Source organism: Acidovorax sp. GW823-FHT02H02, assembly GCF_058797075.1.
Map to the genome: position 1 here is coordinate 206,292 of NZ_JBXAJH010000005.1, position 25,597 is coordinate 231,888.

Below are 25,597 nucleotides of genomic sequence, written 5' to 3' on the forward strand. Positions count from 1 at the left end.
CTCTTTTCCCATCAGACACCCTTCCAGACCGGCGCGCGCTTCTCGGCGAACGCCGCGGCGCCCTCGCGCGCGTCCAGCGAGGCGAACACCGGCGCGGTGATGACGGCCTGGCGCTCGAACATCTCGGACTGCGGCCAGTCGGCCGACTCCTGCGCCACGCGCTTGCTGGCGATCAGCGCCAGCGGGCCGTTGGCGGCCACGGCCTGCGCCAGTTCCAGGGCAGCGTCCAGCACCTGGCCAGGCTCGACCAGGCGGTTGACCAGGCCGTGGGCCTGGGCCCGCTCGGCGCTGAACATGTCGCCGGTGAGGATGCATTCCATGGCCACGTGGTAGGGCAGGCGCTTGGGCAGGCGCAGCAGCCCGCCGGCGGCGGCGGCCAGGCCGCGCTTGACCTCGGGCAGGCCGAACTTGGCCGTCTTGGCGGCAACGATCAGGTCGCAGGCCAGCACGGTTTCAAAGCCGCCGGCCAGGGCATAGCCCTCCACGGCGGCAATCAGCGGCTTGCGCGGCGGCTGTTGCGTGAGGCCCAGGAACCCCCGGCCCGGCAGGCTGGGGCGCTTGCCCTGCAGGAAGCCCTTGAGGTCCATGCCCGCGCAGAACGTGCCGCCCGCGCCGGTGATGACGCCCACCTGGAGCGCGGGGTTGCGGTCCAGCTCGTCCAGCGCCGCCGCCATGGCCTCGGCCATCTCCAGCGTGGCGGCGTTGCGCGCCTCGGGGTTGCTCAGCGTCATGACCAGCACGTTGCCGCGCACTTCAACCAGTACCGTGGATGCCATCACAAATTCCTTTCAGTGGTTCGCCGCGTTGCAGAGCTCGCGACCTATGAAACTGGCGCCACCCCGGCCAGGGCAGCCGAGCAAGGGCCGCCCCGCAGCGCCTCAGGGGGATGTCACCTGGGCTGCATCCGAATGGCCCCATCCAGGCGAATCGTCTCGCCGTTCAGCATGGGGTTCTCCAGGATGTGCAGCGCGGTCATCGCGTACTCGCTGGGGTGGCCCAGGCGTGCAGGGTTGGGCACCGATGCGCCCAGCGACTGGCGCACGTTCTCGGGCAGCTTGGCCAGGATGGGCGTGTCGAACAGGCCGGGGGCGATGGTGCACACGCGGATGAACTTGGAGGCCAGGTCGCGCGCGGCCACGATGGTCATGCCGATCACGCCGGCCTTGGACGATGCGTAGGGAATCTGGCCGATCTGTCCCTCGTAGCCCGCCACCGAGGCGGTGAGCACGCACACGCCGCGTTCGCCGTCGATCGGCTCGTTCTTGGCCATGGCGACGGCCGCCAGGCGCAGCGTGTTGAAGCTGCCGATCTGGTTCACGCGGATGATGTTGGTGTATTTTTCCAGCGAGCCGGGGCTGCCGTCCTTCTCGATCAGGCGCACCGGCCCGCCGATGCCGGCGCAATGCACCAGCGCGCGGAAGTTGCCGAACGCCTCGGCCGCGGCGACGGCCTGGGCCATCTGGTCGGCGTCGGATACGTCGGCCTTCACGTAGCGCAGGCGGCCGGCGTACTTTTGTTCCATTGCAGCGCCGCGCTCGTCGTTCAGGTCCACGGCCACCACGTTCAGGCCGCGCTCCAGCAGTGCGACGGCCGAGGCTTCACCCAGGCCCGAGACGCCGCCGGTGACGAGGGCGGTCATTCCTTGTGTTAGCTTCATATTTGTTTCCTTTTTGGGTTCTGGCGCTTATCCAGCAAGCGCAAGAAGCTATTGAATTGATAGTTACAGGCGTTCGATGATGGTGGCGTTGGCCATGCCGCCGGCCTCGCACATGGACTGCAGGCCGTAGCGCTGGCCGCTGTCTTCCAGGGCGTGCAGCATGGTGGTCATGAGGCGGATGCCCGAGGCGCCCAGCGGGTGGCCCAGGGCGATGGCGCCGCCGCGCGGGTTCAGGCGCTCGCCGTCGGCCTTCAGCTCTTTTTGCCAGGCCATGGGCACCGAGGCAAAGGCCTCGTTGATCTCGTAGTGCTGGATGTCGTCGAGCTTCATGCCGGCCTTGGCCAGCACGCGCTGCGTGGCGGGGATGGGGGCGGTGAGCATGTACAGCGGGTCGTCGCCCACCACGTCAAACGCCACGAAGCGCGCACGCGGGGTGAGGCCCAGCTGCAGCGCGCGCTCCTCGCTCATGATGAGCATGGCGCTGGCGCCGTCGGTCATCTGCGAGGCGTTGCCGGCCGTGGTGGCCCACTGGATCTGCGGGAAGCGCGCCGACAGCTCCTCGCTCTGGAACACGGCCTTGAGACCGGCCAGCTTTTCCACCGTGGTGCCGGGGCGGATGGTTTCGTCGGCCGTGGCGCGGCCGGCAGGCGTGTCGATGCCCACGATCTCACGGGCAAAACCACCGCCCGACTGCGCGCCATGGGCACGCTGGTGCGAGCGTGCGGCGTAGGCGTCCAGCTCGGTGCGGCTGAGGCCCCACTTGGCGGCCACCAGGTCGGCCGACACGCCCTGGCCCACCAGGCCGGGTGCGAAGCGTGCATCGAAGCGCGGACCGGTGGTGTTCTGCCCCATGCGCGAGCTGCCCATGGGCACGCGGCTCATCGACTCGACACCGCAGGCGATCACGATGTCCTGCGTGCCGGCCATGATGGCCTGCGCCGCAAAGTGCACGGCCTGCTGGCTGGAGCCGCACTTGCGGTCGATGGTGGTCGAGGGTACGTGCGCAGGCAGGCCGGCGGCCAGCCAGGCCAGGCGCCCGGGCGTGCCGGCCTGTTCGCCCGCCTGGCTGACGCAGCCGCAGATCACGTCGTCCACCTGGCCGGGGTCGATCTTGTTGCGGGCAACCAGCTGCTCCAGCACCTGGGAGAGCAGGTCCACGGGATGCAGCTGGGCCAGTGCGCCATCGGGCTTGGCCCGGGCCATGGGGCTGCGAATGGCATCGACGATGACGGGATTTTTCATGCTCACTCCATGTGTTTATGAGACTGATGATCCATTAAAAATGATTTTGTACGAGTTAGTTTGTGCTGAAGACCGTGTTTACCCGGTATGGATTGCCCATGCGTCCTGAAAAAATTCGTCCACAAATCATTTTTGTGAGACAGGCATTTCGCTTTTTGGTGGGTTTCTCCACCGCGATGGCCTGCCAAGGAACAACAGGTGACAGACATGCAGGATTTTTCTGCCGCCGGGCAGCCCCAAGGCAAAAAGGAGCCCCCTCGGGGGGCAGCGACCCGCGCAGCGGTGGAGCGTGGGGGCTTTTTCAGCCGCGCGGCGACGGCTCCCGAGCGGGTGGTACTGGTCATGGCCGAAACCGGTGCGCGCTACACCGCTGGCGAGGTGGCCCGCAGCGCCTTGCAGATGGCGCAGTGGCTCCATGCCCAGGGGCTGCAGGCAGGCGAGCGTTTCGCGGTGGTGCTGGAAAACCGTGTCGAAATCCTGGCCTTGGCCCTGGCGGCCCGGCAGGCGGGCCTGTATGCCGCCGTGCTCAGCACCCACCTGACGCCAGCCGAGGTGGCCTACATCGTGCAGGACTGCGGCGCGCGGCTGGTGGTGGTATCGCACAAGACCCTGCCCCAGCTCGCTGAACTGCAGGCCATCCATCCTCTGCCTTGCTGGACGGTGGACGAAGCCACGCCGCAGGCGCCTTCGCTGCCGGCCGCGCTGCAGGCCCTGCAAGGCCCGCCGGCAGACTTTGCCGACCGCCCGCTGGGCCGCGACCTGCTGTATTCCTCGGGTACCACGGGCCGGCCCAAGGGCGTGCTCAAGCCCCTGTGGCCCGCCGCGCTGCGCGGCCAGGCCGACCCCGAGGCGCTGGGAACCGCCCGCATCATGGGCATGGACGAGCACACCGTCTATCTGTCGCCCGCGCCGCTGTACCACGCCGCGCCGCTGCGCTACACACTGCGCGTGCTCGAACTCGGCGGGCAGGCCGTGGTCATGGAGCGTTTTGACGCCGAGACCGCGCTGGCGCTGATCGAGCGCTACCGCGTCACCCACAGCCAGTGGGTTCCCACCATGTTCGGCCGCATGCTCAAGCTGCCCGAAGAGGTGCGCCGGCGCTACGACCTGTCCAGCCACCGCGTGGCCATCCACGCGGCCGCGCCCTGTCCGGTGGATGTGAAGCGCGCCATGCTCGACTGGTGGGGCGACATCCTGATGGAGTACTACGCGGGCTCGGAGGGCTGCGGCACCACCATGATCAGCTCGGCCGAATGGCTGCAGCGCCCGGGCTCGGTGGGCCGGCCCACCACGGGCCAGCTGCACATCCTGGACGACGATGGGCGCGAGCTGCCCCCGGGCGAGATCGGCCAGGTGTATTTCTCGGGTGGCGGGCAGTTCAGCTACCTCAACGACCCCGAGAAGACCCGCCAGGCCATCAACGAGCGCGGCTGGATCACCTATGGCGACATCGGCCATGTGGATGCCGAGGGCTACCTTTACCTGAGCGACCGCCGGGCGGACCTGATCCTCTCGGGCGGCGTCAACCTCTACCCGCAGGAGATCGAGAACGCGCTGGCGCGCCACTGTGGTGTGCAGGAGGTGGCCGTGGTCGGCGTGCCCCACCCCGACTTTGGCGAGGTGCCGCTGGCAGCCGTGGTGCTGCGTCCGGGCGCCGAGGGCTCGCCCGCCACGGCCCGCGCCATCGCCGAGCAGGCCGCCGAGGTGCTGGCGCGCATGAAGCTGCCCCAGCGCGTGGTGTTTGTCGATGCCCTGCCGCGCCTGGAGACCGGCAAGCTGCTGCGCCGCAAGCTCAAGGAGCGCTTTCGCGACGAGCCGCAGGCGGGCTTTGCCCTGCGCTAGAGCCGAATTCGACCATTGTTTTTTACCCTGAGACCGCGACCATGCAAGACCTGATCCAGCGCACCGTTTACCGTGAAGACCATGAACAGTTCCGTGACGCCGTGCGCCACTTCTTCGACAAGGAAATCGTGCCGCACCTGGCCGAGTGGGAGCGCAACGGCATCGTGCCCAAGGAAGTGTGGCGCAAGGCCGGCCGCGAGGGGCTGCTCAACACCATGCTGCCCGAGCCCTACGGCAGCGGCGGCGACTTCGGCCACGCGGCGGTGCTGATCGAGGAAGTGGGCCGCACCAACGCCACGGCGCTGGGTTTCCCGCTGCACTCGGACATCGTTGCGCCCTACATCTACGCCTACGGCAACCAGGAGCAGCACGACCGCTGGCTGCCCAATATGGCCGCCGGTGAAATGATCGGTGCCATCGCCATGACCGAGCCCGGCGCGGGCAGCGACTTGAAGTCGGTGCGCACCACCGCCAAGCGCGAAGGCGACCACTACCTCATCAACGGCGCCAAGACCTTCATCACCAACGGCATCAATTCCGGGATCGTCATCGTGGTCTGCAAGACCGCGCCCGAGTTGGGCGCCAAGGGCGTGTCGCTGATCGTGGTCGAGGAAGGCGCGCCGGGCTTCAGCAAGGGCCGCAAGCTCGACAAAATCGGCCTGATGGGGCAGGACACCTCCGAGCTGTTCTTTGACAACGTCAAGGTGCCCGTGGGCAACCTGCTGGGCGAAGAGAACATGGGCTTCAAGTACCTGATGCAGGAGCTGGCCCAGGAGCGCCTGGTGGTGGCAGTGCGCGCGGCCAGCTGCATCGAGTCCTTCCTGCAGAAAACCATAGCCTACACGCGCGAGCGCAAGGCTTTCGGCCAGACCGTGTTCGAGTTCCAGAACACGCGCTTCAAGCTGGCCGAGGCCAAGGCCCAGGCCACCATGCTGCGCACCTTCGTGGACGAATGCATGAAGCTGCACATGCGGCGCTTGCTGACCCCCGAGCGCGCCGCCATGGTCAAGCTCAACGCCACGGCGCTGCAGAACAAGCTGCTCGACGAGTTCCTGCAGCTGCACGGCGGCTACGGCTACATGACCGAATACCAGGTGGGCCGCGCCTGGACCGACGCGCGCATCGGCCGCATCTACGGCGGCAGCGACGAGATCATGAAGGAAATCATCGCAAGAACACTTTGACCCCCCTGAGCCGCTTCGCGTCATCCCCCCGGGGGACGACGCCCTCACCGCGGGGCGGCCCTTGCTCGGCGTCCCGCCGACAGGTCGCGCCAGTTTTGACGGGCCGTCGGCAACACATCACGGAACTACACCAACCCAAGGAGACAACACCATGGCATTCACCCGGCGTAAGACCCTGACCCAATGGCTGCCCCTGATCGCGCTGGCCGCCACCTGCGGCGTAGGCGGCGTACAGGCGCAGGATCCGTACCCCAGCAAACCCATCCGCGTCGTCGTGCCTTACCCGGCCGGAGGCGGCACCGACACCATTGCCCGCCTGATCGGCGTGCAGCTCTCCCAGCGCTTGGGCCAGCCCGTGGTGGTGGAAAACAAGCCCGGCGCCAGCGGCATCCTGGGCAACGACATCGTGGCCAAGGCACCGGGCGACGGCTACACCGTGCTGATGGGCATCACCGCCGTGGTGCAGATCCCGGCGCTGTACAAGAAGGTGCCCTACAAGCTCGGTGACCTGGCGCCGGTGTCGCAGATCGCCAAGTCGGCCGACCTGCTGATGGTGCCGCGCAGCACGGGCGTGACCACGCTGCAGCAGTTCGTGGACAAGGCCAAGGCGGCGCCCGGCACGCTGAATTTCGGCAGCTACGGCAACGCCACCTCGTCACACATGAACGGCGAGCGCTTCAAGCAGAAGGCCGGCATCGACATCACCCACATCCCCTACCAGGGCTCGGGGCCGGAAGTGGCGGCACTGCTGGGCGGGCAGCTGACACTGGCCTTCGTCGATGCCACGGCGGCCTACCCGCACATCAAGTCGGACAAGGTCAACATCCTGGCCGTCACCGGCTCCCAGCGCCACCCCGCGCTGCCGCAGGTGCCTACCATGACCGAGTCCGGCTACCCCGGCCTGGAGGCCAATGGCTGGTTCGGCATGTTCGTGCCCGCTGCCACCCCCAAGGTCATCGTGGACAAGCTGGGTGCCGAGGTGGCGGCCATCGTCAAGTCGCCCGAGCTGCACAAGCGGCTGACCGACATGGGGCTGATTGCCGTGGGCTCGCTGCCCGATGAGTTCAAGCCCGTGGTGGAAAAAGACGCAGCCCACTGGAAGGCCGTCGCCGAGTCGGCCAAGATTTCCATGGACTGACGGCGCCACGCCGCTGCACTCATCACCCCCATAAAAACAGGAGACAAGACATGACACGTGGCACCCACCCCCCGTACTGCAACCGGCGCCAGCTGCTGGCCCTGGCGGCAGGCGCTGCAGCCTCAGGCCCGCTGGCCGTGCTGGCGCAGATACCAACCAGCTTCGCCACACGCCCGGTGCGGGTGGTGGTGCCATTTGCCGCAGGCGGCGCCACCGATGTCATCACGCGGGTGCTGGGCGAGCGCATGGCGCAGCGCTTCGGCCAGTCCGTGGTGGTGGACAACAAGCCCGGCGGGGGCGGCGTGATCGCCGGCGAAGCCGTTGCCAAGTCGGCACCCGACGGTTTGACGGCGCTGCTGGGCACCACCTCCACCATGCTGTCCAACCGGTACATCTTCAAGAAGATGCCGTTCGACCCGTTGACCGACATGACCCCGCTGGTGCGGGTTTGCCTGGCACCCATTGCGCTGGTGGTGACGGCCGACGTGCCCGCGCAGAACATGCAGGAATTCATGGCCTGGATCAAGGCCCACAAGGGCAAGCTGTCTTACGGTTCCTACGGCATTGGCTCGCACGGCCAACTGGCCTGCTCCACGCTCAGCGAGATGGCGGGCGCCGACATGGCGCATGTCGCGTACCGGGGCGAGGCGCCCATGGTTGCGGATCTGCTGGGCGGGCAGGTCAAGATCGGCATGGGCAGCCTGCTGTCGCTCAAGGCGCATATCGACAGCGGCAAGCTGCGCGCCCTGGCAGTGACCGGCCCGCGTCGCGTACCGCTGCTGCCCGATACGCCCACCTTTGCGGAAGCTGGCTTCAAGCAAGACGCACTGTCCATCGTCGGCTGGCTGGCCATCGCTGCGCCCAAGGGCCTGCCGGCAGACGTGGCGCGCCAGTGGGCCGAAGCCGCCAACAGCGCCGTGGCCAGCCGCGAAGGCATGGCGCGCATCATCGCCGCTGGCTTTATTCCCGTGGACGACGACACGCCCGCAAAGTTTGCCCAGGCGTGGGCACAAGAGGGTCCGATCTGGGGCCGTCTGCTACAGGCCGCAGGCGTGCAGCCTACCTGACCAGCGCCACCGCCCGCATCGCCTACGCCCCGGCAGGCTTGGACTGGCGGGGTACCAGCTTGAAGCTGCCGGTGGCCAGCGCCACCAGGGTGCCATCCTCGGCGCGCACCTCGCCGCGCGCAAAGCTGATGGAACGCCCGCGCCGCTCGCAGCGCGCGGTGGCGATCAAATCCCCGCTGCCCGCAGCAACATAGTGCAGCGTCAGGTCAATCGTGGCCACGCCATACGTGGCAGGGTCGTGTGCACGCGCGGAAGCGGCCAGGGTGCAGTCCAGCAGCGTGGCGATAGAGCCGCCATGCACCTCGCCGCGGCTGTTGGCCTGATCCGGCTGGAAGCCCATGCGCACCTGGGCCATGTCGTTGCCGATGCGCTCGCCGCGCAGCGCCATGGCGCGTGCCATGGCCATGGGCAGGCCGAAGAACATGTCGGGGGCTTCGCCGGCGAAGGGGTTCAGGGGAATGTCGGTAGTGATGGCAGACTGTTTTTGCATGAAGGGGATTGTGAGTTGTTCATGGCGCGCCCGCGCGGCACGGCCCAGGCGCGGGCAGCCGCGCAAGGGCCGCCCCGCCGCGCTGGCTGCGTCCCCCTGCCCGGCGAAGCCGAGAGCGGGGGGAAGCCGCGTAGCGGCTCAGGGGGGTGTCAATCCACTCTCGCGCCCGTGGACTTGACCACGGCGGCCCAGCGCGTGATCTCGCGCTCGATGTGCGCCTGCAGCGCCTCGGGCGTGGAGCCCACGGGCTCGTAGCCGCCGGCGGCCAGTTGCGCCTGCAGCGGGGGCTGGCGCAGCGCGGTGGCGATTTCGCGGCTCAGGCGCTGGGTGATCTCGGGCGGTGTGCCGGCCGGCGCGATCAGCGCGTACCAACCCGTCACGTCGAAGCCGGCAATGCCCTGCTCCTGCACCGTCGCCACCTCGGGCGCCAGCGCCGAGCGCTGCTGGCTGGTGACGGCCAGCGCGTGCATGCGGCCGCCGCGGATGTGCGGCATGGAGGTGGAGATGCTGTCGAATGTGAGGTCGATGTCGCCGGCCAGCATGGCGTTGACCACGCCGGCGCTGCCCTTGTACGGCACGTGCGTCATCTTGACCCCGGCGATGCTGCTGAAGTATTCGGCCGCGAGGTGCCCGGTGTTGCCGTTGCCGGCCGAGCCGAAGGTGAGCTTGCCCGGCGCGGCCTTGGCGGCCTGTATCAGCTCCTGGATGTTCCTGGCGGGCAGCTTGCCACTGGCCGCCACGACCATGGGCAGGTTGGCGACCAGAGACACGGGCGCGAAGTCCTTGCGCGTGTCGTAGGGCAGTTTCGGGTAGAGGCTGTCGTTGATGGCATGCGCGGCCAGCACCATGAGCACCGTGTAGCCGTCGGGCTTGGCGCGCGCCACATACTGCGAGGCCAGCGTGCCGCCGGCGCCCGGCTTGTATTCCAGTACCACCGTCTGCCCCAGCTGCTGCTGCAGCTGCACGGCCAGCGGCCGGCCCAGCAGGTCGGCGCTGCCGCCGGGCGGGTAGGGGATCACGAGCTGGATCGGCTTGGCGGGCCAGGCGTCCGCCGCATGGACAGCGGGGGCCAGCAGGGCGCTGGCGCCCAGGGCCAGGCTGGCAAGCAAGGCGCGGCGCAGCCGCGAGGAGTGGGGCAAGGACATGGCAGTCTCCTGGTCGGGGTGGGGGAAAATCAGTCGGCGACCGGGGTGGCCTGCAGGTACTGCTCGCGCAACTCACGTTTGAGCACCTTGCCGATCTCGCTGCGCGGCAGGCGCTCGGCCAGCCGCAGGTCGGCCACGCGCTGGGTCTTGCCCACGCGGGTGTTGAGCCATTCGCGCAGCTCCCCGGCGGCGGGCTGCATGCCGGGGCGCGCCACCACGTAGGCCACGGGGGTCTCGCCCCACTGCTCGGAAGGCACGCCGACCACGGCGCACTCGGCCACCTCAGGGTGCTGGCACAGCACGGCCTCGATGTCGCTCGGGTAGACGTTGAAGCCGCCCGTGATGATCATGTCCTTCTTGCGGTCGCCCAGCACGATGAAGCCGTCCGCGTCCAGCCGGCCCACGTCGCCGCTGCGGATGTAGCGCCGGCCCTCGGCGTCGAACCACTCGGCCTCGCGCGTCTTGCCCTCCAGGCGGTGGTAGCCGCTCATCATCCCGGCCGAGCGGCCCACGATCTCGCCTTGCTCGCCCGGCGGCAGCTCGCGCCCCTGCTCGTCGATGAAGCGGATGTCGGCGCCCTCGCCGGGGCGGCCCACGGTGTGCAGCTTGGTCGGGTGGTCATGGCAATGCAGCTCGCAGCGCACGCCGCCCTCGGTCATGCCGTAGTACTCGATGAGCCGACCCGGCCAGCGCCGCAGCACCTCGGCCTTGAGCACGGCGCTGAAGGGCGCGCTGGTGCAGAACTTGTGCTGCAGTCGGCTCAGGTCCGTGCCGTCGAAGGCCGGGCAGGCCATCAGCCGCTGGTACTGCACGGGCACCAGCATGGTGTGGGTGGCGCCGTGCTGCTGGGCCAGCGCCAGGTAGCGCGCGGCATCGAACTTGCGCATCAGCACCAGCGTGCCGCCCAGGGCCAGCGTGGGCAGGGCCGCCACCAGCGTGGTGTTGGAATACAGCGGTGTGGCGCACAGCGAGACGGCATCGGGCCCGTAGCCATTGATGACGGCGCGGCGCACATGGGCCCAGCGCATGGCCCAGGACTGCACGATGCCCTTGGGCACGCCCGTGGTGCCCGAGGAATAGATCACGTTGAACGGCCAGTCGGGAGCGGGCGCGATGGGCGCGGGCGCTGCATCGCCGGCGGCCAGCCATTGCAACCAGGGCTCGCCCGCTTCGTTCGCATCGTCCAGGGCCACGCAGCGCAGCGCGGCGCCAGCGTGCAGGGGCCATTGCGCGGCCACCTCGCGGTCGCGCAGCACCAGGCGCGCGCCGCAGTTGTCCAGCATGGCGCTCAGATGCTCGGCCGTGGCCGAGGGCGCGAGCGGCGCCACGGCCACGCCGGCACGCAGCGCACCCAGGTAGGCCTGCACATATTCGACCGAGGTGCCGGCGCAGATGGCCACCACGTCGCCGGGCTTCAGGCCGTCGCGCTGCAGGCTGCGGGCCACGCGGTGCATGCCGGCGCACAGGGCGGCGTAGTCCAGGCGCTGATCCTCCAGGACCAGGGCGGTGTGGCCGGGGCGGTGCGCGGCCTGGCGCTCTATCAGTTCGGGCAGCGAACCAAAGGGCTGGGCCAAAAGGTGTTCGATTTCTGCGTGCATGGTCATGGCTATTCGAGCGAGAGGCCGGCGGCCTTGACGATCTGTGCCCAGCTCTTGCGCTCCTGGGCGATGAAGGTGTCGTACTCGGCCGGCGTCTCGCCGCCGGGCACGCCGCCCAGATCGGCAAAGCGCTGGCGCACCTCGGGCGTCTGCATGACCTTGCGCGCCGACTGCTGCAGGCGCTCGACCAGCGCGTCGGGCGTGCCGGCCGGCGCCAGCAGGCCGAACCAGGCCGTGACCTGCATGGGCACACCGGCCTCGGTCATGGTGGGCACATCGGGCAGCTGCGCCGAGCGTGCGCCGCTGGTGATGGCCAGCGCGCGGAACTTGCCGGCCTTGATGTGCGGCATGGAACTCGGCAGGTTGTCGATCATGAAGTCCACCTGCTGGCCCAGCAGCGCCGTCACGGCCGGCGCCGCGCCGGGGAAGGGCACCAGGGTCACGTCGATGCCCGCCTTCTGGCGGAACATCTCGGAGGACATGTGCGGCGACTGGCCCACGCCCGAAGTGGACACATTCAGCCGGCGTGTTTTCGCCAGGCTGACCAGCTCCTTCACGCTGCGCACGGGCGAGTCGGCATGCACCACGAGGATGTTGGGCACCGAGATCACGTTGGTGATGCCGCGCAGGTCGCTTTCCTTGTAGCTGAGCTGCTTGTAGAGGCTGAAATTGATGGCAATGGGGCCGATGTTGCCCATCAGCAGCGTGTAGCCGTCGGGCTTGGCGCGCGCCACCTGCGCGGTGCCGATGCTGCCGCCGCCACCGCCCTTGTTCTCCACCACGATGGAGGTGCCCAGGTCCTTGCCCATCTTCTCGGCCAGCACGCGCGCCGCGATGTCGGTGGTGCCACCGGCTGCGGCCGGCACGACCATGGTGATGGGGCGTTCGGGCCAGTCGGCCCAGGCGGCCAGAGGCAGGGCGGCCAGGGCGGCCAGCATGCAGCGTCGAAAAATCATGGGGACTCCTTGGGGCGCGCCTGGGCCTCGGCGAGGTCTGTGGCGCAGGAGTCCAACGATAGCCATGCCCGCCGCGATCCGCACCTAGGGTTTGGGAGCGAATGGCTTTGCCATTGGCAAAGCCCCGCTTTCGCGCGCGCAAAGCAATGGCCCGGTGCGGGCAGAAAAAAAGGGCGGCCCGCAATGGGCCGCCCTTCCTGGCAAGCGCCGCAATCTTCAGGGGTACAGCCCGCGCATCTCGCGCGCATGCAGGATGCGTGTGCAGGCGACGATGAAGGTGGCGGTGCGCAGGCTCACCTTGTGCTCCTGCGCCACCTGCCAGATGCCGGCGAAGGCATCTTTCATGATGCGTACCAGGCGTGCGTTGATCTCGTCCTCGCTCCAGAAGAAGCTGGAAAAGTCCTGTACCCATTCGAAATAGCTCACCGTCACGCCGCCGGCGTTGGCGATCACGTCGGGCAGCACCAGCACGCCCTTGTCGTGGAGGATGTCGTCGGCCTCGGGGGTGGTGGGGCCGTTGGCGCCTTCGATCACCAGGCGCGCCTGGATCTTGCCGGCGTTGGTGGCGGTGATCTGGGTTTCCAGCGCCGCCGGGATCAGGATGTCGCAGTCCACGCCCCAGAATGCATCGTTGTCGAGCCGGTCCGCGCCGGCGAAGCCGCCCACGCCGCCGGTTTCCTTCACATGCGCCAGCAGGGCGGGTACGTCCAGGCCACCGTCGCGGTAGAGGCTGCCGGTATGGTCCTGCACGGCCACCACGCGCGCGCCGGCCTCGGCAAACAGCCTGGCGGCCGTGCCGCCCACGTTGCCAAACCCCTGCACGGCCAGCCGTGCGCCCTCGATCTTCAGGCCGATGTGGTGCGCCGCCTCCACGCCCACGGTGTACACGCCGCGGCCGGTGGCCTCATTGCGCCCTAGCGAGCCGCCCAGGTCCACGGGTTTGCCGGTGACCACGCCGGTGGCGGTTTCGCCGACGTTCATCGAATACGTGTCCATCATCCAGGCCATGATCTGGCCGTTGGTGTTCACGTCGGGCGCGGGAATGTCCTTGGACGGGCCGATGATGATGCCGATCTCGCTCGTGTAGCGGCGCGTGAGGCGTTCGAGCTCGCCCATCGAAAGTTTCCTGGGATCGACCCGGATGCCGCCCTTGGCGCCACCGTAGGGCACGTTCACCGCTGCGTTCTTGACCGACATCCAGGCCGACAGCGCCATCACCTCCGACAGGGTCACGTCCTGGTGGAAGCGCACGCCGCCCTTGCCCGGGCCGCGGCTGGTGTTGTGCTGCACGCGGTAGCCCTCGAAGTGGGCGATGGCGCCGTTGTCCATTTCAATCGGCACGTCCACGATCAGGATGCGCTTGGGGCGCTTGAGCGTCTCCACCCAGCGCGCCAGGCTGCCCAGGTAGGGGGTGACGCGGTCCACCTGCTGCAGGTAGTTGCCCCAGGGGCCGAGGTGGCTGGCGTCGAGGTACGACGGCAGGGTGTGTGCGGTGGCAATGCTGCCGGGCGTTCCGGTGGTATTCGACATGGCGGGTTCCTTGTGGGATCAGTTCAAGGGGATGAAGCTTATGCCTGCGGCGCCGGGCTGTCCAAGGCCGGTGCGTCACGGGGTTATGCGCCGTTTGCATAATGTTTCCCGTGTCCGGTGCTGTCTCTTTTGGCGCACTTCAAAGCAGCTGAAAACGCTTAACAGACGGTAAATACAGTCATAAATGGCATGAAAATCAGTCATTCCACCGTGAAATGCTCCAGCCCCGGGTCGCCCGGCGGATAGCGCAGGTCCAGGTTCTGCAGCACCTCGCGCAGCACGGTGGCGATCATCAGGTTGCGGTGCGTCTTGGAGTTGGCGGGCACGATGGTCCAGGGCGCCCAGGGGGTGTGCGTGGCCGCCAGCAGTGTTTCGTAGGCCTTCTGGTAGTCGGCCCACTGCTTGCGCACGGCGATGTCGCCCATGTCGAATTTCCAGTGCTTGGTGGGATCGTCCAGGCGCTCCTGCAGTCGCTCGCGCTGTTCCTCGAAGCCGATGTGCAGCATGAACTTCACAATGACCGTGCCGGTCTCGCTGAGCATGCGTTCGAAGTCGTTGATGTGGTCCAGGCGCTGGCGGTGCTGCGCGGGCGTGATCCAGTCGTTGACCACCGGCACCAGCACGTCTTCATAGTGGCTGCGGTTGAACACCGTCAGCTCGCCTGCGCCCGGCACCTGCTGGTGGATGCGCCACAGGTAGTCGTGGGCGCGCTCGGGCTCGGTGGGCGCCTTCCAGCCCACGGCGTGCACCCCCAGGGCGCTCATGCTGCCAAACACGCCGCGCACGGTGCCGTCCTTGCCTGAGGCGTCGGTGCCCTGCAGCAGCACCAGCAGCTTGTAGCGCCGGTCGGCATACAGCAGGTCTTGCAGCGTGTCGAGTTCGATCGCCAGAGCCTGCACGGCTTCCTTGGCCTGCGCCTTCTCGCTGTCCATGAATGGCGTGGCGTCAGGGTCGTAATCCTTCAGCGAGAGCGGTTTGGGGCCGTTGCCATTGGCCGGCTTGGGTTGCCAGGCGGCCCAGCGCTTGGCCAGGGCTTTGTCTTTGGTTTGAAAAGGGGAGTTGTTCATGGTTGTTTTTCTGAGGGGTGGGGCAGCCAGCTTGGCGCAATGCGCCGGGCCGGTCAATGCACGCTTTCAGCGCACAGAGGCATTGCTATGCAATGAATAGCTTCTGGCGCTTTCTGGATAAGCGCCACAGTCTTTTTGGACTGTCAATCAGGCCTGCGCACCCGATGCATCCTGCTGTGCGATCAGCTGCACAAAGCGCCGCGCGCCCAGGCCCAGCGGGCGCTCTTTGGACCAGACCACATCCACCCACAGCGCCACGCCGTTGCTGAGGTTTTCAAACGGCATCTCCACCAGCGAGCCGGCCGCGATGCGCGGCTGCACCAGCGCGCGTGGCTGCCAGCCCCAGCCCAGGCCCGCCTCGATCAGGCCCAGCGCAGCCAGGTGGCTGTCCGTGCGCCAGTGGTGGCGGGCAAACACGAAGCGCGGGTCGGTCTGCGCCAGGTCGCGGCTGGCCACCACGATCTGGCGCGTGGTGGTGAGGTGTTCCTCGCGCAGCTGGGCGCGCTCGGGCGTCTCGCCGCGGGCGGCTGCGGCCGCCCGCGCGGCGGCCAGCACCGGGTGCTGGCGCGCCATCACGGCCACCAGGGTTTCGCTGCCCACTTCCTGAAAACCCTCGCGCCCGTCGATGCTGGGGCGCTCGAACACCAGCGCAAGCTGCGCCCGCCCGCTGTGCAGCAGCGCCAGGGCATCCTCCTGCGGCGCGGCCAGCACCTCCACCTGCAGCAGCGGATATTGCTGCGCCAGCGCGGCCAGCGGCGCCGTCCAGCGCGCCGCCAGCAGCTCGGGGGCGATGGCCAGGGTAAGGCGCTCCTCCAGGCCCTGTGTGAGCGCCAGTGCCTGGGCATTGAGCTGGCGCAGCTGCGCGGCCAGTAGCCGCGCCTGCGGTTCCAGCGCCCGGGCCGCCGCTGTGGGGCGGGGCTCGCGCCCGCTGCGGTCGAACAGCTGCACATTCAGCTCGGCCTCCAGGTGGGCAATGGTCATGCTCACGGCCGAGGGCACCCGCGACAGCGCCCGCGCCGCCGCCGAAAACGAGCCCCGGTCGAGCACCGCCAGAAACACCTGCACGCTGTCGGAAGAAAAGGCCATGGCCTGCCAACCTGTCAATAAACCTGAAACAAGCTGACTTTATATATCAGCAATCCGCACATAAAGTGCCGCCATGACCGTGCATGACCCCGTGACCCTGTCCGTTTCCTCGTCCCCCGCCGCCCCCGGCCTGCAGGGCGTGCGCCGCCGCGTGCTGTATGTGACTTTGTACGAACTCATCGCCATTGCCGTGGCAACCTGGGGGCTGGCGGTGCTCACGGGCCAGAGCGCCGCGCATTCCGGCGTGGCATCGGTGGCCGCCTCGGCGGTGGCGGTGGTCTGGAACCTGCTGTTCAACTGGGCTTTCGAGCGCTGGGAATCGCGCCAGGCCGTGCGCGGGCGCAGCGTGCGCCGCCGCATCGCCCATGCCATCGGCTTCGAGGGCGGCCTGGTGTTCACGCTGGTGCCGCTGTTTGCCTGGTGGTTCAACGTGAGCCTGTGGCAGGCCTTCGTGATGGACCTGGCGCTCATCGTTTTCTTTCTTTGCTATACCTTTGTCTTCAACTGGGGGTTTGATCGGGTGTTTGGGCTGCCGGCGTCGGCGCAAGGCTCGGTGAATTCGCAGCACGTGGGCGCGTAACAGGCGCTATGTAAAAAAGAGCTGCCAGCGCTGGCAGCTCTTTTCACGTTGGCCCACGCAGGGGCGTGGCCGTTTACTTACGGCCGGCGAAGATGAAACCGGCGGTTTGCGATGGCAACAGCCCCATGGCGATCAGCGCTCCGCCCTCGTAATAGGCCACTCCGGAAGCGGTGGCACCGTCGCCCAGGGTGCAAGTCGCTCCTGTGAAGGTGATGCGCAGATCAAAGATGTTCTTGCCGCTGGCCCGGGGTGCGGCCGAGCCGCTGGCGCTGCACCCCAGCGATGGCGGAACGCTGATGGCACCCGCGGCGGAGATGGTGACCGCCATCGACTGCGCCCCAGCGCCCGTACCTACACCGGAACCGGCATAGGTGCCCGCCAGGGCTGCAAGAGAGGCGGGCTGGTCGTAGGCTGCCGAGTAGGCGCCCGTGAACGAGTTGCCGTCGGACAAACGCACATCGGTACGGGTCTTGGCCGTGTAGGTGCCGCTATAGGTCCCCGCTGCCACTGTTCCGTTGTAAAGATAGAAATCCCGACCTGAGCCAGTCAATGTGCCGCCTGATGAGGAAGTTTTGCCTTGCAACGCGCCGTAGAGAACGCCATTGCTGGTGTAGACACCCCAGGTGTCCCCGTTCTCCAGCACAGCCAAGGCAACATCAAAACCGGCGGCCGATTTGCCGGTCCAGAACCCCTCCATGCTGGTTACGGCTGGCGGCGGAGCAGGGGCGGATGCGTCGTCGCTGCCCCCGCCCCCGCAGGCGGCCAGGAGTGTGGCTGCAGCCAATACTGAATACCCTGCAAGTCGAAACTTCATTGTCATCGCTGCTCTCTTTTCTGCTTTGCGGGCAAGGCACTATGCCCCACCTCGTTACGCACTGTAACTTAATTAGTCTTAAATGGACTATTCCACTTCGGGGTAAAGCATGCAAGGGTGCCGATCACTGTCTATCACCCGCGTTACCAGGCCCTTCGGGAGGGGCTGGTTGCGTTGCGCAAGAAAGCCGGGCTTTCGCAGGTGCAGTTGGCCGAGCGGCTGGGGGTGGGGCAATCCTTCGTCTCCAAGATAGAACGCGGTGAAAGCTATGTGGACGTGATGCTCTTCGTCGATTGGTGCCAGGCCTGCGATACCCCCAGTGCAGGCCAGGAGTTGGACGCGCTGACGGGCCTGTGAATCGGTAGCGCCCGCGCTGCACCAAGCAGCGTTGCCGTAGCCCCCGGATTTTTGACGGTCACAGTGTCGTCAAGCTTTGGGCCGTCTGAAAACCTTCTTGTCTGTCACTGCCGGGGCTGCGGGGGGAGAGGGGCTCGTCCCGCTAGCCATCCAGAGAGATCCCTTCAAAGACTTTGAACCGTACCCGAGTCTTGCCACGCCAGCGCGGCACACCAGCCGCGCAGTGCGGCGCCGTGCAGTGGTGCGCAACGGTAGTGCGCCAGCCGCGCGGCCAGCGCTTCGCTCCATTCCACCAAGGGTTCGCGGGCGCATTTCAGGCGCGCCTCGTGCTGCGTCCAGGCGGTAGCAAAAGCTATTGAAATGGGGGCTTCTGGCGCCTGATTTGATCGCGTTGGAAGCCAATTGGGCCCCAGGAAAAGTGCAGCGGTGGCGGCGTCGGCCTGCACGGGCAGTGCTTGCACGTCCACACCCACGGGCGCGCCGTGGCAGGCCAGCAGGCTCAGGCCATCGGCGTGCGACAGGCTCAGGTGCAGGTCGGGCCGCGCGGGGGCCCGGGGGGGCTCGCCGCGCTGGTTGGTGAGGGTGGTGACGCCCAGCAGATCGGCCAGCGCTGTGCGGGCCAGGGCCCGCACCGTCTCGCGCGGGGCGCCGGGTGGCATGGGCAGGCCCCAGACGCGGGGCGCGCCGGGCGCTTGCCAGAGCGCGATGGCGCAGCGCGTGGGCGTCAGGCGGCGTGTTTCCATGGTGCGGCGGGGCTGCCATGCCACGTACTGTGTGCCGGCAGGCTCTCGCCCTTCATCACCAGCGTGAGCGGGCCCAGCTGCACGCCGTCGGCCAGCGTGGCGCTGTAGAGCACGGTGCAGCGCGGGCCGCAGGTCACTTTGGCACCGATCACCACGTCGTCGATCTTCATGACGCGGTCTTCAAACAAGTGCGTTTGCGGGCAGCACAGCGCGTTCAGTTCGCTGTGCGCGCCGATCTGCACGCAATCGAATTCCGTCATGTCGGTGGTGTCGATGTAGGCGCTGGTGGCAATGCGCGTGCCCAGCAGGTTGAGCGCCAGGGGCAGCCAGGGCGTGCCACGCAGGTAGCGCAGGAAGTTGGGGACGGCAATGCCTTCGTACATGTTGGTGGCTGCTTCCGAAAGCCACACGAACGGCGTCCACATGGGCGTGTTGCGCTTGCGGTAGCGCCCCAGCAACATCCACTTGAACAGTGCCACCGCCAAGAAGGTGCCCACGCCAAAGAGCAGTCCGGCAACCGCCAGTTCCAGCGCCAGTAGGTTCCACTGGCCCTCTTCCGCCAGCGGCATGGCGTCGAGCACGATGGCGTAGCCAGCGGCAATCACCAGCGCGTGGGGAGAGGCAATGCGCAGCGCCTCCACCGCGCCGCGTCCGGTCTTGCGCCAGCGGGAGGGGTGGAAGGTGAGGTGCTCCGGGTAGCCCTGCGTGCTTTCGCGCGCGGGCAGCAGCATGGGGGGGGAGCCCAGCCAGGTGTCTCCGCTGGCCATTTGTGCGCTGCGCGGCACGCCGCTCATCACGCCGATCAGCACGTTTTCAGGGATGGTGGTGCCGTCGGGCACATAGGCACCGTTGCCGATAAAGCTGCGGCGCGACACGGTGGTGGGCTGCACCGTCATCCAGCCGCCGTCAATGTGTTCGTCGCCCAGCATCACCGCGTCGGCAATAAAGCATTCATCGCCCAGCGTGAGCATGTCGGGCACCAGGCCCAAGGCGGTGGAGAGTTCGGTTTCCTTGCCCACCTTGGCGCCCAGCAGTCGGTACCAGGTGGCCGAATACACGGTGGCGTAAATGCCGTGCAGCACCGCAAGGCTGGACTCCTGAATCTGGTTCACTAGCCATTTGGCGAGGTAACGGTTGCTGTGCACTGGCCAGGTACCGGCCTTCATGCTGGGCAAAAAGGCCCAGCGGATGCCGGCAGAAATCAGTGCGGTGGCGGTGATGAGCACCACGGTGGCAGGCAGCGACAGGGCAAAGAACTTGATGAAGCGCAGCACAAAGGCGGTGGTGGCGTCAATGGTGCCCGTCTCCAGCAGGGGGCGCACGGAGATGGCGTCCACGTCCAGCCAGTCGATCAGCAAGAAAGTGGGGAAGACCGGAAAAAAGAAGACGACGGCGACAAACAGTGAGCCGAGCGCGAAGGCAGCCGACTCCCACGCCAGGCGCTGGCCGCTCACGGGTGGGCGTGGCGTTTGTTGGCCAACGTCGAACGCTCCCCGGTCACGCGCCGGGGAGCCGCTCCAGATACGTGCCGCAGGCACGGTGGTGCCGCTGGCCAGGGCCGACTGGCCATCGACATGGGCATAGTCCTCGATGCGCACATTGCCTTCCACCACCGAGTAAGAGCCGATGCAGGCGTTTGCGCCAATGTCAATGCTTCCGAGCAGCAGCCAGCCGCCTTCAACGCGGGCGTTCTCCAGGTTCACGGCGTTGCCGATGCTCGTACCCGCGCCAATCGACAGCAGTTCGGGTGCGCGCACGGTGAGCGCACCCAGGTTGACCTCCGGGCCAATCTTTGCGCCCAGAGCGCGCAGCCACGCCGCGTAGAGCGATGAGCCGTTGAGCATGTAAACGGGAATTCCCTCCAGCAGCCTGTCGGTCAGCCACCAGCGGTAGTAGGTCAGGCCCCACAGCGGATAGCGTCCGGGCTTGAGCCGCCCGGCAATCAGCCATTTGCCCGCCCAGGCCACCGCAAACTCGGCCAGCGTGGCCAGGACAAAAGCCAACAGCGACATGGCGATGGCAAGCGCAATCGAGTCGCTGGGATCGCCCGTGTAGAAGTGGTACATGAAGAAGGGCGCGAGCCACTGGGCCATCTTCAGCGTGATGAGCGGCGGCAGCGCCAGGGCTTGCGCGATGCCGCAGCGCCAGCGCCGCCATGGGCTGTGCGTGGTGAAGGGGCGCTCAGGTGTCGCGCCGGGGGCCGTCATGCCCATTTGCAGCGCCTGGGCGATGGCGCCGATGCGGCGGTGCTGGTAGATGTCGCGCACCGTGGCCTGGCCGAAGCGCGCGTCGGCGCGCAGCGCGGAGGTCAGGCGTGCCGCCAGCAGCGAATGACCGCCCAGGTCATTGAAAAAGTCCATGCCGCGGCGCACCGGTTGGCCAGGGAACAGTGTGGCGATGGCCGCGAACAGGGCTTCTTCGGCCGGGGTTTCCGGGGTGTCCCCGCCTTCGTCAGAAGCGGCGGCGGCCAGCGGCTGGGCCTTGAGGGCTTTGCGGTCGATCTTGCCGGAGGGCAGGCGCGGCATGGCCGGCAGCGCCTCGAAGCGCCCCGGCACCATGTAGGGTGGCAGTTTCTCGGCCAGACCGTGGCGCAGTGCCGATGGGGTGGGCGGCTCGCCCGAGGGCACGTAAAAAGCGACCAACTGGTCCAGGCCATCGTCGCGCCGCAGCAGCACCGCCGTGGTCCCGACGCCGGGCTGTTGTGCCAGCACCGCTTCGATTTCGCCCAGCTCCACGCGAAAGCCGCGAATCTTCACCTGGTCGTCGGCGCGGCCCAGGCATTGCATCTGGCCGTTTTCCACGCGCGCCAGGTCGCCCGTGCGGTACAGGCGCTGGTCATGCTCGCCCGTGGCCCAGGGATTGGGCAGGAATTTTTCGGCCGTCAGATCGGGGCGCCCCAGGTAGCCGGCGGCCACACCGGGGCCGGTGATGCACAGCTCCCCCGTCTCGCCAAACGGCAGGATCTTGAGCGGCGGCAGCTGGCCGTCCACCACGCTGTCCGGGTCGATCACCTCGATGACCATCAACCCGTAGTTGGGCAGCGCCTGGCCGATCGTCACGGGCTCGCCGCGTCGGAGTTCCGCCAGGCTCGCGGAAACCGTCGCTTCGGTGGGGCCGTAGGTGTTGAACACCTGTCGCCCCGGCGCAGCCCAGCGCTCGACCAGCGATTGCGGGCACATCTCGCCGCCCAGGTTGATGGTGCGCAGGCTGGCCACGTCGTGCGCAAACAGCGCCAGCAGCGTGGGCACGGCGTGCAGCACGGTGACGCCGTTGTCCCGGAGCGCACGCGGCAGCGCCTCGGGGTCGCTTGCAACCTCCCGGGGGGCGATCCACAGCGTGGCGCCCACCAGGTAGCTGATCCATATCTCCTCGAACGACATGTCGAACGCCACGGAGAAGCCCTGGTACACCAGGTCGCCTTCGCGGACCCCCAGGCGCGTGTTTTCGCTGCGCAGAAAGTGGCAAATGCTGCGCTGGGTGATGGCAATGCCCTTGGGCTTGCCGGTGGAGCCGCTGGTGTAGATCACGTACGCCGTGTGGCTGGGCCGCGCGCCCTCGCGGCGGCGCAGCGCAGTGCCATGCTGCAGCGCGGGCAGGGCTGCCAGCAGCGTTTGTTCCGTGTACGCCGGGCACGAAATGCCACCGTGCGCAGCAATGGCATGGCTCTGTTGCTCTGCAATCAATAGCGCAACAGCGCTGGCGTCTGCCAGGCAGGTGGCGATGCGCTCGGGCGGCGTATCGGCATCAAACGGCAGCCAGGCCGCACCCGTCTTGGCGATGGCCAGCTGCAGCACCAGCAATTCGATGCCGCGTGGCAGCCACAGGCCCACCATGTTGCCGGGCCGCACGCCCGCCTCGATCAGGCGGTGCGCGGCCATGTCGGCCAGCGTGTTCAGCTCGCCATAGGTGACCTGGCGCTCGCCAAAAATCAGCGCCATGGTGGACGGGGTGCGGGTGGCCGTGGCTTCAAAAACGTCTGCCAGGACTTCGTCGCGCAGCAGGTCCGGTTCTGCTGGTCCGCGCAGGATGGGGGCAATAGTCATTGGTGGTGATTGTGGCAAATGTCCATGCCTTGGTTGGTTTCGTAAAATCACGGGTTTGCGCTGGCAAGGAGCGTTGCAGCGGCCCGGGTCGCGAGGCTTGCCAGCGCGCTGCGATGCAACGACGCTCATCCCATTAGATCGTTAGTGATGAGCCACACCCATATGCCTCCCATTTCTCCCATGAAGCTGTCCGGCCTGGAGCCCGTCTCCATCGGCGAGGGCACGCTGTTCGTCAACATCGGCGAGCGTACCAACGTCACGGGCTCCAAGGCGTTTGCCCGCATGATCCTGAACGGCCAGTACGAAGAGGCCCTGGCCGTGGCGCGCCAGCAGGTGGAAAACGGCGCCCAGGTCATCGACATCAACATGGACGAGGCCATGCTCGACAGCAAGGCTGCCATGGTGCGCTTTCTGCAGCTGATCGCGTCCGAGCCCGACATCGCGCGCGTGCCCATCATGGTGGACAGCTCCAAGTGGGAGGTGATCGAGGCCGGGTTGCGCTGCATCCAGGGCAAGGGCATCGTGAACTCGATCAGCATGAAAGAGGGCGTGGAGAAGTTCAAGCACGAGGCGCGCCTTGTGAAGCGCTACGGCGCCGCTGCCGTGGTCATGGCCTTCGACGAGCAGGGCCAGGCCGACACCTATGCGCGCAAGATCGAGATCTGCGAGCGCGCCTACCGCATCCTGGTGGACGAAGTGGGCTTTGCGCCCGAAGACATCATCTTCGACCCCAACATCTTCGCCGTGGCCACCGGCATCGAAGAGCACAACAACTACGCGGTCGATTTCATCGAGGCCACGCGCTGGATCAAGCAGCACCTGCCCGGCGCCAAGGTGTCGGGTGGCGTGTCCAACGTGAGCTTCAGCTTCCGCGGCAACGACCCGGTGCGCGAAGCCATCCACACCGTGTTCCTGTACCACGCCATCAAGGCCGGCATGGACATGGGCATCGTCAACGCGGGCATGGTGGGCGTCTATGACGACCTGGAACCCACCCTGCGCGAGCGCGTGGAAGATGTGGTGCTCAACCGCCGCCCTGATGCCGGCGAACGCCTGGTCGAGATTGCCGAGACCGCCAAGAGCGGCGCCAAGGACGAGAGCAGGAAGCTCGAATGGCGCGGCACGCCCGAGCATCCGAAGACCGTGGGCGAGCGCCTGAGCCACGCGCTGGTGCATGGCATCACCGACTTCATCACCGAAGACACCGAAGAGGCCTACCAGCAGATCCTGGCCCGGGGCGGGCGCCCGCTGCATGTGATCGAAGGCCCGCTGATGGACGGCATGAACATCGTGGGCGACCTGTTCGGTGCCGGCAAGATGTTCCTGCCCCAGGTGGTGAAAAGCGCCCGCGTGATGAAGCTCGCGGTAGCCCACCTCATCCCCTACATCGAGGAAGAAAAGCGCCAGGATGAACTGGCCGGGCGCGACGTGCGCAGCAAGGGCAAGATCGTCATCGCCACGGTGAAGGGCGATGTGCACGACATCGGCAAGAACATCGTCACCGTGGTCCTGCAGTGCAACAACTTCGAGGTGGTGAACATGGGCGTGATGGTGCCCTGCCACGAGATCCTGGCGCGCGCCAAGGTCGAGGGCGCGGACATCGTGGGCCTGTCGGGCCTGATCACGCCCAGCCTCGAAGAAATGCAGTACGTGGCTGGCGAGATGCAGAAGGACGAGCATTTCCGCATCAAGAAAATCCCGCTGCTGATCGGCGGCGCTACCTGTTCGCGCGTGCACACGGCCGTCAAGATCGCGCCGCACTACGAGGGCCCCGTGGTCTATGTGCCCGACGCCTCGCGCAGCGTGAGCGTGGCGCAAAGCCTGCTCGGTGACGGCGTCGAGAGCTATGTGCAGGAAGTCAACGCCGACTACGACAAGGTGCGCACCCAGCACGCCAACAAGAAGCAGGTGCCGCTGTGGCCCCTGGCCAAGGCCCGCGCCAACAAGACGCCCATGGCCTGGCAGGCCTGGCAGCCCGCCGTGCCGCGTGCCCTGGGCCGCCGGGTGTTCCAGAACTTCGACCTGGCCGAACTGGCGAAATACATCGACTGGGGCCCGTTCTTCCAGACCTGGGACCTGGCCGGCCCGTACCCCGCCATCCTGACCGACGAGGTGGTGGGCGTGGAGGCCACGCGCGTGTTTGCCGACGGCCAGGCCATGCTCAAGAAGATCATCGAAGGCCGCTGGCTCACCGCCAGTGGCGTGATGGCCCTGCTGCCCGCCAACAGCGTGAACGATGACGACATCGAGTTCTACACCGACGACACCCGCACCGAAGTCGCCATGACCTGGTACGGCCTGCGCCAGCAGACCGAAAAGCATGTGATCGACGGTGTGACCCGGCCCAGCCGCTGCCTGGCCGACTTCGTGGCGCCCAAGAGCAGCGGCATTGCCGACTATGCGGGCCTGTTCGCGGTGACGGCGGGCCTGGGAATCGAGAAGAAGGAAAAGGCCTTCATCGACGCGCTGGACGACTACTCGGCCATCCTGTTCAAGAGCCTGGCCGACCGCCTGGCCGAGGCCTTTGCCGAATGCCTGCACCAGCGCGTGCGCACCGACCTGTGGGGCTATGCCAGCGATGAGGCGCTGAGCAACGAGGACATGATTGCCGAGAAGTACCACGGCATCCGCCCCGCACCCGGTTACCCCGCCTGCCCCGACCACAGCGCCAAGACCGATCTGTTCCGCGTGCTCAACGCCGAAGAGATCGGCATGACCCTGACCGAAAGCCTGGCCATGATGCCCGCCGCCAGCGTGAGCGGCTTCTACATCGGCCACCCCGATGCCGTGTACTTCAACGTGGGCAAGATCGGCGAAGACCAGCTGCACGACATGGCCGAGCGCCGGGGCATGGACGAGGCGGCGCTGGCAAGGCTGCTGGCCCCGAATTTGTGATGCGATGAAATAACGAGCTGCTGGCGTTTTTGCATCAAACGTTCACTGCCAAAGGGCCCTGAAATCAGCAAGGCCCCACATGGGGGCCCTGTGTTTGTCTGCGGGGTACCGGTTGGCTGCGCATGCCGGCAACGAAGAAAGCGCGGCGGCCGACACCCGGTGT

The 25,597-nt window shown here is 67.3% G+C and carries 20 protein-coding genes and 1 riboswitch; of the genes, 7 read left to right on the forward strand and 13 right to left on the reverse strand.

Features of this window, described 5'->3' with window-relative positions; genetic code table 11:
• Nucleotides 1-11 precede the first annotated feature (11 nt).
• The 3 genes from AC1RDS_RS07855 to AC1RDS_RS07865 all read right to left on the reverse strand — a co-directional run bounded on the left by AC1RDS_RS07855 (nucleotide 12) and on the right by AC1RDS_RS07865 (nucleotide 2,899).
• Nucleotides 12-776: a crotonase/enoyl-CoA hydratase family protein gene (locus AC1RDS_RS07855; RefSeq protein WP_287876633.1), complete on the reverse strand. Its 765-nt coding sequence runs from the start codon at nucleotides 774-776 to the stop codon at nucleotides 12-14.
• A 113-nt stretch (nucleotides 777-889) separates the two neighbouring features.
• Entirely contained in the window at nucleotides 890-1,657 is a 768-nt protein-coding gene (locus tag AC1RDS_RS07860; protein WP_287876631.1) for an SDR family NAD(P)-dependent oxidoreductase, read from the reverse strand.
• Nucleotides 1,658-1,720: 63 nt separating this feature from the next.
• Complete coding sequence (locus AC1RDS_RS07865; RefSeq protein WP_287876629.1) at nucleotides 1,721-2,899, reverse strand: thiolase family protein; 1,179 nt, start codon at nucleotides 2,897-2,899, stop codon at nucleotides 1,721-1,723.
• Nucleotides 2,900-3,106: 207 nt separating this feature from the next.
• On the opposite strand from AC1RDS_RS07865, the gene AC1RDS_RS07870 reads away from it, so the two are divergent.
• The 4 genes from AC1RDS_RS07870 to AC1RDS_RS07885 all read left to right on the forward strand — a co-directional run bounded on the left by AC1RDS_RS07870 (nucleotide 3,107) and on the right by AC1RDS_RS07885 (nucleotide 8,130).
• Nucleotides 3,107-4,741, forward strand: a complete 1,635-nt coding sequence (locus tag AC1RDS_RS07870) for an AMP-binding protein (protein WP_287876627.1) — start codon at nucleotides 3,107-3,109, stop codon at nucleotides 4,739-4,741.
• 41 nt (nucleotides 4,742-4,782) lie between these two features.
• Nucleotides 4,783-5,925, forward strand: coding sequence for an acyl-CoA dehydrogenase family protein (locus AC1RDS_RS07875; RefSeq protein WP_287876625.1), 1,143 nt, complete (start codon nucleotides 4,783-4,785; stop codon nucleotides 5,923-5,925).
• A 151-nt stretch (nucleotides 5,926-6,076) separates the two neighbouring features.
• Nucleotides 6,077-7,063: a Bug family tripartite tricarboxylate transporter substrate binding protein gene (locus AC1RDS_RS07880; protein ID WP_287876623.1), complete on the forward strand. Its 987-nt coding sequence runs from the start codon at nucleotides 6,077-6,079 to the stop codon at nucleotides 7,061-7,063.
• Nucleotides 7,064-7,113: 50 nt separating this feature from the next.
• Entirely contained in the window at nucleotides 7,114-8,130 is a 1,017-nt protein-coding gene (locus AC1RDS_RS07885) for a Bug family tripartite tricarboxylate transporter substrate binding protein (RefSeq protein WP_287876621.1), read from the forward strand.
• 22 nt (nucleotides 8,131-8,152) lie between these two features.
• On the opposite strand, the gene AC1RDS_RS07890 is transcribed toward AC1RDS_RS07885, so the two are convergent.
• The 7 genes from AC1RDS_RS07890 to AC1RDS_RS07920 form a co-directional block, all read right to left on the reverse strand.
• On the reverse strand, nucleotides 8,153-8,620 hold the full coding sequence (locus AC1RDS_RS07890) for a PaaI family thioesterase (RefSeq protein ID WP_287876619.1): 468 nt from the start codon (nucleotides 8,618-8,620) through the stop codon (nucleotides 8,153-8,155).
• Nucleotides 8,621-8,769: 149 nt separating this feature from the next.
• Nucleotides 8,770-9,765 (reverse strand): tripartite tricarboxylate transporter substrate binding protein, encoded by a 996-nt coding sequence (locus tag AC1RDS_RS07895; protein ID WP_287876617.1) that lies wholly within the window; start codon nucleotides 9,763-9,765, stop codon nucleotides 8,770-8,772.
• 29 nt (nucleotides 9,766-9,794) lie between these two features.
• Nucleotides 9,795-11,369 (reverse strand): class I adenylate-forming enzyme family protein, encoded by a 1,575-nt coding sequence (locus AC1RDS_RS07900; RefSeq protein ID WP_492226742.1) that lies wholly within the window; start codon nucleotides 11,367-11,369, stop codon nucleotides 9,795-9,797.
• A gap of 2 nt (nucleotides 11,370-11,371) precedes the next feature.
• Entirely contained in the window at nucleotides 11,372-12,319 is a 948-nt protein-coding gene (locus AC1RDS_RS07905; RefSeq protein WP_492226743.1) for a Bug family tripartite tricarboxylate transporter substrate binding protein, read from the reverse strand.
• Between the two features lie 216 nt (nucleotides 12,320-12,535).
• Nucleotides 12,536-13,849: a Glu/Leu/Phe/Val family dehydrogenase gene (locus tag AC1RDS_RS07910; protein ID WP_492226744.1), complete on the reverse strand. Its 1,314-nt coding sequence runs from the start codon at nucleotides 13,847-13,849 to the stop codon at nucleotides 12,536-12,538.
• 200 nt (nucleotides 13,850-14,049) lie between these two features.
• Nucleotides 14,050-14,916: a PPK2 family polyphosphate kinase gene (locus AC1RDS_RS07915; protein WP_287876612.1), complete on the reverse strand. Its 867-nt coding sequence runs from the start codon at nucleotides 14,914-14,916 to the stop codon at nucleotides 14,050-14,052.
• A gap of 147 nt (nucleotides 14,917-15,063) precedes the next feature.
• Nucleotides 15,064-16,002, reverse strand: coding sequence for a LysR family transcriptional regulator (locus AC1RDS_RS07920; protein ID WP_287876610.1), 939 nt, complete (start codon nucleotides 16,000-16,002; stop codon nucleotides 15,064-15,066).
• 130 nt (nucleotides 16,003-16,132) lie between these two features.
• Here AC1RDS_RS07920 and AC1RDS_RS07925 point away from each other — a divergent pair, with 130 nt between their 5' ends.
• Nucleotides 16,133-16,582, forward strand: a complete 450-nt coding sequence (locus tag AC1RDS_RS07925) for a PACE efflux transporter (protein ID WP_287876717.1) — start codon at nucleotides 16,133-16,135, stop codon at nucleotides 16,580-16,582.
• A gap of 73 nt (nucleotides 16,583-16,655) precedes the next feature.
• Here the strand turns inward: AC1RDS_RS07925 and AC1RDS_RS07930 are convergent, their stop codons facing one another.
• On the reverse strand, nucleotides 16,656-17,402 hold the full coding sequence (locus tag AC1RDS_RS07930) for a hypothetical protein (protein ID WP_492226745.1): 747 nt from the start codon (nucleotides 17,400-17,402) through the stop codon (nucleotides 16,656-16,658).
• Between the two features lie 111 nt (nucleotides 17,403-17,513).
• On the opposite strand from AC1RDS_RS07930, the gene AC1RDS_RS07935 reads away from it, so the two are divergent.
• On the forward strand, nucleotides 17,514-17,753 hold the full coding sequence (locus AC1RDS_RS07935; RefSeq protein WP_287876605.1) for a helix-turn-helix domain-containing protein: 240 nt from the start codon (nucleotides 17,514-17,516) through the stop codon (nucleotides 17,751-17,753).
• Nucleotides 17,754-17,917: 164 nt separating this feature from the next.
• Here the strand turns inward: AC1RDS_RS07935 and AC1RDS_RS07940 are convergent, their stop codons facing one another.
• Entirely contained in the window at nucleotides 17,918-18,496 is a 579-nt protein-coding gene (locus AC1RDS_RS07940; RefSeq protein ID WP_287876602.1) for a 4'-phosphopantetheinyl transferase family protein, read from the reverse strand.
• Nucleotides 18,478-22,539 carry a Pls/PosA family non-ribosomal peptide synthetase gene (locus AC1RDS_RS07945; protein ID WP_348682829.1) on the reverse strand — a complete coding sequence of 1,354 codons (4,062 nt, stop codon included), beginning with the start codon at nucleotides 22,537-22,539 and terminating at the stop codon, nucleotides 18,478-18,480. Before AC1RDS_RS07945 ends, AC1RDS_RS07940 begins: the two co-directional genes overlap by 19 nt.
• A 59-nt stretch (nucleotides 22,540-22,598) precedes the next feature.
• Nucleotides 22,599-22,673: riboswitch (S-adenosyl-L-homocysteine riboswitch) on the forward strand.
• 46 nt (nucleotides 22,674-22,719) lie between these two features.
• Here AC1RDS_RS07945 and metH point away from each other — a divergent pair.
• Nucleotides 22,720-25,434 carry a methionine synthase gene (metH, locus tag AC1RDS_RS07950; protein ID WP_431603987.1) on the forward strand — a complete coding sequence of 905 codons (2,715 nt, stop codon included), beginning with the start codon at nucleotides 22,720-22,722 and terminating at the stop codon, nucleotides 25,432-25,434.
• The last annotated feature ends 163 nt before the right edge of the window (nucleotides 25,435-25,597 follow it).